Source organism: Bacillus sp. ISL-7, assembly GCF_018613065.1.
Genome location: NZ_JAGGQW010000111.1, coordinates 1 through 6,405, shown reverse-complemented (window position 1 = coordinate 6,405; position 6,405 = coordinate 1). Strand labels below are relative to the sequence as shown.

9 protein-coding genes are annotated in these 6,405 nt (G+C 32.6%); all 9 read left to right on the top strand.

What is annotated here, in order from left to right; genetic code table 11:
* Positions 1–618 precede the first annotated feature (618 nt).
* The 9 genes from J7E66_RS31395 to J7E66_RS31355 all read left to right on the top strand — a co-directional run bounded on the left by J7E66_RS31395 (position 619) and on the right by J7E66_RS31355 (position 6,344).
* Positions 619–1,125: a tetratricopeptide repeat protein gene (locus tag J7E66_RS31395; protein ID WP_215007986.1), complete on the top strand. Its 507-nt coding sequence runs from the start codon at positions 619–621 to the stop codon at positions 1,123–1,125.
* Between the two features lie 314 nt (positions 1,126–1,439).
* On the top strand, positions 1,440–1,778 hold the full coding sequence (locus J7E66_RS31390; protein ID WP_215007984.1) for a hypothetical protein: 339 nt from the start codon (positions 1,440–1,442) through the stop codon (positions 1,776–1,778).
* Positions 1,779–1,894: 116 nt separating this feature from the next.
* A complete protein-coding gene (locus J7E66_RS31385) occupies positions 1,895–2,632 on the top strand; it encodes a hypothetical protein (protein ID WP_215007981.1) in 738 nt (245 codons plus the stop codon).
* Positions 2,633–2,911: 279 nt separating this feature from the next.
* Entirely contained in the window at positions 2,912–3,271 is a 360-nt protein-coding gene (locus tag J7E66_RS31380) for a hypothetical protein (RefSeq protein ID WP_215007978.1), read from the top strand.
* 116 nt (positions 3,272–3,387) lie between these two features.
* On the top strand, positions 3,388–3,618 hold the full coding sequence (locus tag J7E66_RS31375; protein ID WP_215007976.1) for a hypothetical protein: 231 nt from the start codon (positions 3,388–3,390) through the stop codon (positions 3,616–3,618).
* Between the two features lie 193 nt (positions 3,619–3,811).
* Positions 3,812–4,081 (top strand): hypothetical protein, encoded by a 270-nt coding sequence (locus J7E66_RS31370; protein ID WP_215007973.1) that lies wholly within the window; start codon positions 3,812–3,814, stop codon positions 4,079–4,081.
* Positions 4,082–4,223: 142 nt separating this feature from the next.
* Positions 4,224–4,784: a hypothetical protein gene (locus tag J7E66_RS31365; RefSeq protein WP_215007970.1), complete on the top strand. Its 561-nt coding sequence runs from the start codon at positions 4,224–4,226 to the stop codon at positions 4,782–4,784.
* Positions 4,785–5,282: 498 nt separating this feature from the next.
* A complete protein-coding gene (locus J7E66_RS31360; RefSeq protein ID WP_215007967.1) occupies positions 5,283–5,549 on the top strand; it encodes a hypothetical protein in 267 nt (88 codons plus the stop codon).
* Positions 5,550–5,966: 417 nt separating this feature from the next.
* Entirely contained in the window at positions 5,967–6,344 is a 378-nt protein-coding gene (locus J7E66_RS31355; protein ID WP_215007964.1) for a DUF3888 domain-containing protein, read from the top strand.
* The last annotated feature ends 61 nt before the right edge of the window (positions 6,345–6,405 follow it).

Here is a 6,405-nt window from a genome sequence, read left to right as displayed (position 1 = left end):
CACCATAGTGTATCGACCTTCCACTCCCAGCCGTAGAATCATTATTGACGGTTTTAAACAATTTTCATTCTCTGTGGTGCAGCGCTTGCGCTGTATGGGTGGCTAACGGGCAGTTTAGTTTAAGAACCATATTTGTTAAACTTAAGGAAAAGGAAGAAAAGTTGAGGTAAGAAAAATGTATGAATTTAAAGATGAGTCCGAGAGAAAAGAAAAAAAGTTTAAGACATACATTTTTTTATTTGTTATCTCTGTTTTAATAAATACATTCATTGATTTCGATGATTTGGGAATTAAAAGGGAAGTTTATAGCCTCCTATTTTTTTGTGTTATTCTTTATTTTGGACTACGAAGGAAGTTATGGGCTGAAGTTATCATTAAATTTTTCGTTTGGCTAAATATCATTTTATTGTTCCTCATTATAATTGTTAAGGTTTTAGGATTATAGTAAAAAATAATGGTTCTTCAACTAACGGGTGCTTTAGTTTAACAAAGAGTCGTAGCAGCGGCTCTTTTTCTTGTTCTACTAACGGAGCTGTTTAGTTGAATAAGTATTTTATATGTATATCGGAGAATACAATACCATATAGAAAGAGAATAGAAGAAAGGTGTTGATAGCAAATGCGAGAACGTCTGACAGAAGCGATTAAACTGCGTGAAGAGGGACGGGCCAAGCAGGATCCAGCTATTTTGGAGGAAGCTCGAACGCTGCTTTTAGATTTGGTAAATTCCTACCCAGATGATGCAGAGATCAATTTTCAGACAGCTGTGGTTAATGACAATTCCGGATTAGAGAAAGAAGCTATTCCTTTCTACGTAAAGTCTATTGAGCAGGGACTTTCTGGATCAGATCTTGAAAGAGCCTTACTCGGCTTGGGGAGCACGTATCGGTATTTAGGATATTATCATCAAGCTGTTGAAACATTACGTCGAGGTGTGAGAGAATTTCCTTACAACCGGGCCTTGCAAGTACATCTCGCCATCGCCTTGTATAATACTCAGGGTTACAAGGAAGCTTTAGAAATTCTTTTGACCAATTTAATCGAGACAACCTCTGATGAGAAACTACTGTACTTCAAACGCGGCATTGTATACTATTCTCAACACCTTGATGAGATAAAGAAATGATAAAGTTAACAGAATAGGGTTAGCTTTTTTTATGTCAAATCCAGAAGATGTTGTTCATTAATTTACATTTCTTTCTTTAGGCAATCCTTTTTAATAGCTTAACTTGGCCGGTGCCGGTCAAATGTTAGACATTTTATTGCCTAAATTAGAATGGAGTTTGTGAAACAAAGTACTTAAACAAACGGGTGCAATAGTGGAAGAACAAGGATTGCTGCGGTGATCCTTTTTTGATATTGACGAGCAGGTTACTTCAAGAAGGAATTAAACAATTCAATGAAGAAATCAATGGATGATGCCATTATAGGAGGATTTAAATGTCCAATTTTATTAATGTAAAGGACTTTAAAAAATGGATACTAGAGAAGGATTTAGAGCGAGAAACTATTCAAGGATTTTGGGAGAATTTTAATAGTTGGAAGGAAGAGTACCCTGAAGAATATGAAGAAACATTTAAGGAAGGCTTTAAGCCTGAGAAACTTTCCATTTATATTAAAACAGTTTCTTTTACAATTACAAATTATCCAGATGAGGACTTTAATCACGTAGTTATAAGACTCAATTTTGAGTACGATGATTCAGTGATAGGCGAATATAGAATGGTTTTTGATTATGAAACAGGTGAAGTATTTGATGATATATTTAGTGTGTATTAATTCTGCACCTTTCTTCAGCTAACGGGGCAGGTTAGCTGAAGAAGACATGTAAGTTGGTGGTGCACATAAAAGGTAATTTAGGTTAATATCTAGTTAACCAGAGAAAAAATGAGAGGGTGAGTTCTCTGCTTTTAAGAGATATAGACTTAGACTTACCATATAAGGAAAATAAGGCTTTTATTGAAGAATTGATAAATAATCAGGCATTGCAGGAAAATGATGCAATACGTCTTGATTATGAGATGAATTGGAAGAAAAAGCGAATAAACTTTCGGGATGAGATTAGATGTATTGCTGATTTATATCTACATCATTTGGGTAAATATCTAACTCAAGAAACTAAAAAAATTATGATAAATTGCGTAGAAAGAATAAACTCCAATAAAATACAAACTTGTGATGGCTTTACTGAAATAGAAGTGGAATTTGACTTTAGGACCTATACAAAATGTGAAAAAGAAGAAAAAAAGAAATTTGTATTAGAAAAATTATATGAAGGAGTCTTAAAAGTAGCAGAAACTTATGAATGGGAAGTACCAATGCTTAAACAAGCTTATCAAAATGTTATAGAAAGTAATTATAAAAATGAATATGTATGGAAACAAAAGGCTTCCCCATCAAGAAAATATACCGCAGAAATTTTCTGTCAGCACGAAATAGATAAATATACCGTTACGATGAATATCAAATCAAGAGATACTAATGAATCGGTGAAAAGTGAAATTCTTTTTATTGAAAGACCAAATGGGTTTGCATTTGTTAAACATCTTGGGGATTTGAAGTGGATTTCTAATACCGAAGTCATATTATTAAACAAAAATAAAACAAAAAAGTGGCTGGTGTGTATCGAATAAGGATTATTAAACATGTTTCTTATTCAACTAACGGGTGCAATAGTTATAGATCCAGCTGCCATTGTGGTGGCTTTTTCTTCTTGTGCTAACGGGCAGGTTAGTTTAATAAAAAACATTTCCAATGACAGGGTTATTTGTTATAATTAGTGTAAAATTACACTAGAGAAAGTTGAAGTATGGTCAGTATGTGTTTGTGCGATGGTGGGGATAAATTATTGTTGGTAATGAGAAACATAAAATGCATCATTTAATTGACCGATTTTTAGTGAGGGATTAATAATGACAATGAAGTTAAACCGTAAAACTTACCATATTATTCAATATCTTATATTGGTAGGACTACCAATTATATTTGCATTCACTTTTGTGGTAAATCCTTATATAGATAAATTTGAACGCTTTATAGTCTATTCTTGCGGTATTTCGGGCTATTTATTTATAACTTCTTTAATGGATATTTTTAATACTAAAAGTATGACAACTTTCATCATCTTCTTGTTCCTAAAATACACCATCATCTTCTTTTTTAATAATTGGATGTTTAATATCGATAAAGTAGGGGGTTTAGCACTAAATGTTGGTTTAACGGTCTGGGGATTAATGGCTGGTTATTATTTTTTGGGGATGTCTATGAATTAAGATAAATGCGATTCTTCAAGATTAATGTCACTTTTTTTCTTATTCTTGAAGAAACATTGTGAAATATTGTACTTAAACTATCGGGTGCAAGAGTTAAAGATAGGACGTGAAGATTTTTGAAAATCATAGCAATTTTAAGTTTAATTCTATCTGTGATTTGCGTGGTGTTAGTATTTCAACAGTTGTATCGTTTAAAAAAAGAATTTCAAAGACTAGATGAAGACCAAGTTATTACAGATGAATTGGCTAAAAAGTTGGCTAAGCGTTTGAAGCGGCTGATTGGTCTGATTATCTTAGTGGCAATTTTGAGTATTACATCTATAATGCTGACTTATCTGAAATTATAAGTATTGGTTAAAGAGTTTGTGAAGAGCTGTACTTAAAGTAACGGGTGCTTGAGTGAAAGATTGATTTCCGGCAATGATCGCTACGGCGGTCATTTTTTCTTGTTAAGCTAGGGGCAGTTTAGTTGAAGAACAGGGATGAAAACATATATGATTTTTATGTCACATTTGACCCATATTACGAAGGAGTATGATAATGAAAAAAATGATTTGGACATTCATAGCTTGTAATGTAGGTGCATTGATATTCTTTTTTCTTCCAACAGGTATGCTCTTGACTGATTCACCAGATGGTGCAAACTGGTCAAATTTTAGATTTCTATGCATCGTATATACCATACCAAGTATTATAGTTTGGTGGATTTACCGAAAGGTCAAAGGTACATTTATTATGTTTTTAATATTCGAGACACTTATGCTTTCCTATGTATTATGGATGTTTTTATCTGTAAAGAATGAGATTTAAGGTTAACTATTAGTTAGTATTGATGCACAATACGAAGACAATATGCACTAAAAGCGCATCTGCTTGTTGAACTAACGGGTGCATTAATGAAAGAAAAAAGTTGTCAGTTAAGCGTCTTTCTATCGTAAAGGGGATTAAAAATATGACAAAACTTCAATTTATCTTCCATACAGAACCAGATGAAGTTTTACCTGAACTGTTTGAAGATGATTTAGTTGATATAGATTTTTGGTGTCGATTAGATATTCATATAAATGGTCAGTCGTTCTTTAAAAATTTTTCTCCGTCTTATTACGGTGAATCTTGGTTTACAGAGAATTATATCAATAAGAGTGGGATATGCGTTCCTGTATTTCCTTTTATTCATTCTTTATTAGCTACTCCTAAAATGTTGAAATTGAACAAACAATATTTTTTGGAAGATGACCAAACCAGTATACAGCTTTGTGTTTATTTGGAGGAAAAACAGGACATCGTTTCTTTAGTATCGTGTATTAGAGATTGGGGAGAAGATAAGTATTATTGGTACGATGGAAAAAAAATCTGCTTTCAAAAAGAAATGCCCATTACTAAATATAATTCTATGGAATATAACGATTTTATAGAAGGATGTATCGAAAGTGTAGAAATGTATATTGAATCTTTATTAAGAAAATACCCCGAAATTAATAAATATCCCTACTTCCCAAATGTCTATAAATAAAGATTCTTGTTCAACTAACGGGTGTTAGAGTTGAAGATCCAGCCTGCCATTTTTGGCGGCTTTCTTCTTGTGCTAACGTAGCAGTTCAATAGATGATATAAAAATAAAGGAAAATTCCTACAATTACTTTATAGAAATAAAGACTTTTCCTAAAAAAATATTAAGTTAACGTAGTGATAAAGCAAAATTTTTTTAAAAAGTTAAAAAAGCTTAGGTCTTTACGTACAGGTGTAAAGGTTTAAGAAAATTGTTGAGTTAAGTTTTAATTTACAATGATGCATTGATCCAGGAAGGATTAATGCTCTTTTTTATGCATCAAAGTTTAAAGGTACTGAATTGAAGATAGTGCAGGGTTTTATGGGAAAAAGGGAATATCGAAGCTATAAATTTTATAAAAGAACAAATTCTTTGAGTTAAAACCTTTTTTTATTCCACAAAGAAAATATAATGTTATAGATTTGGCAAATACCCAAAGTACATACGAAAGGTGAAATTATAATGAAAAAAATGGACGATTATGAATTAGGTTTATTCCGCTTGAACAATGGAATTGAAGTGTTGGTGAAGAAAGAACATCTAGGTGAAATGGGATGTAATTTTTTCTTGTATCAGCACATTTGTAACGAAGAAGATGACTTAAATCCTGGAGATATCATTGAAGATAAATACGTTCCTTTGGAATGTGCATATTTTGAGAATATGAATACAACTCTGTCTGCTGCATTGGAATTTCTTTTGGAAGATTTAATATTTATACGAGAATAGTAGGAAAAACTCAAATTTGAAAAATGACTTGTATAGTCTTGAGCCAAAGAAACACCCCTACCAATGCTAAATACAAGTATTGTAAAAAAGAAAAAAATAGAACACTGGGCCGAGGGCACAACAGGTAATTTGGTAAAGAAAAAAGCCATTTTACAATAACTTATTATTATAGTGCAGTTGCTCAAATGAATCGACCTGGGGTTTTATGCATTAAAAGATAAAATTATTATATAAAGAAGTCTGCCCGGATATTAAAAGAAAAAGTTGAGAATGATTGTACTTAAACTATAGGTTGCAAGAATTGAAGAGCGGTGATTGCTGCGGCGATCCTTTTTTGTTATTGAGCTAACGGGGCAGGTTAGCTTAATAAAGATTCTTTAATTGTTAATAATAAGAGAAACCTGACGGAGGAATTGTATGAGAAAAAGCCTTTTCATATTTATTGGCTGCTTAACCCTTTTCTCTTATTCACCTGTTAAAGCTGAAACCGTAACTAAAAGCGATGTTTTGTTGCGTGATGATGTGATCCTCAATTTGCTATTTCCTTTAATTAGAAAAGAAATTGAGAAACATTACGGTCAACCAAAGCAGTTTTATAACCAAAGGATTCTCAAAATCAAGAAGTTTAGAGAAGGCAGCTTCTGGTTTGATGTGACGGTTCAGGTAACTACATTTGAAGGTGCCCATAATCCCCCTTATGATTTAGTGACCATCACTTTTAGTAATTATCGCCCAAGTCCAAGTTGGCGGGCTATTGATTTCAAAAGCAGAAGGTTGAAACCGAACGAAAATTAAATGAAGACATCCTTTGTGAAAAGGGTGTCTTTTCTTCGGTGTTTTTGACACCCATAATTTA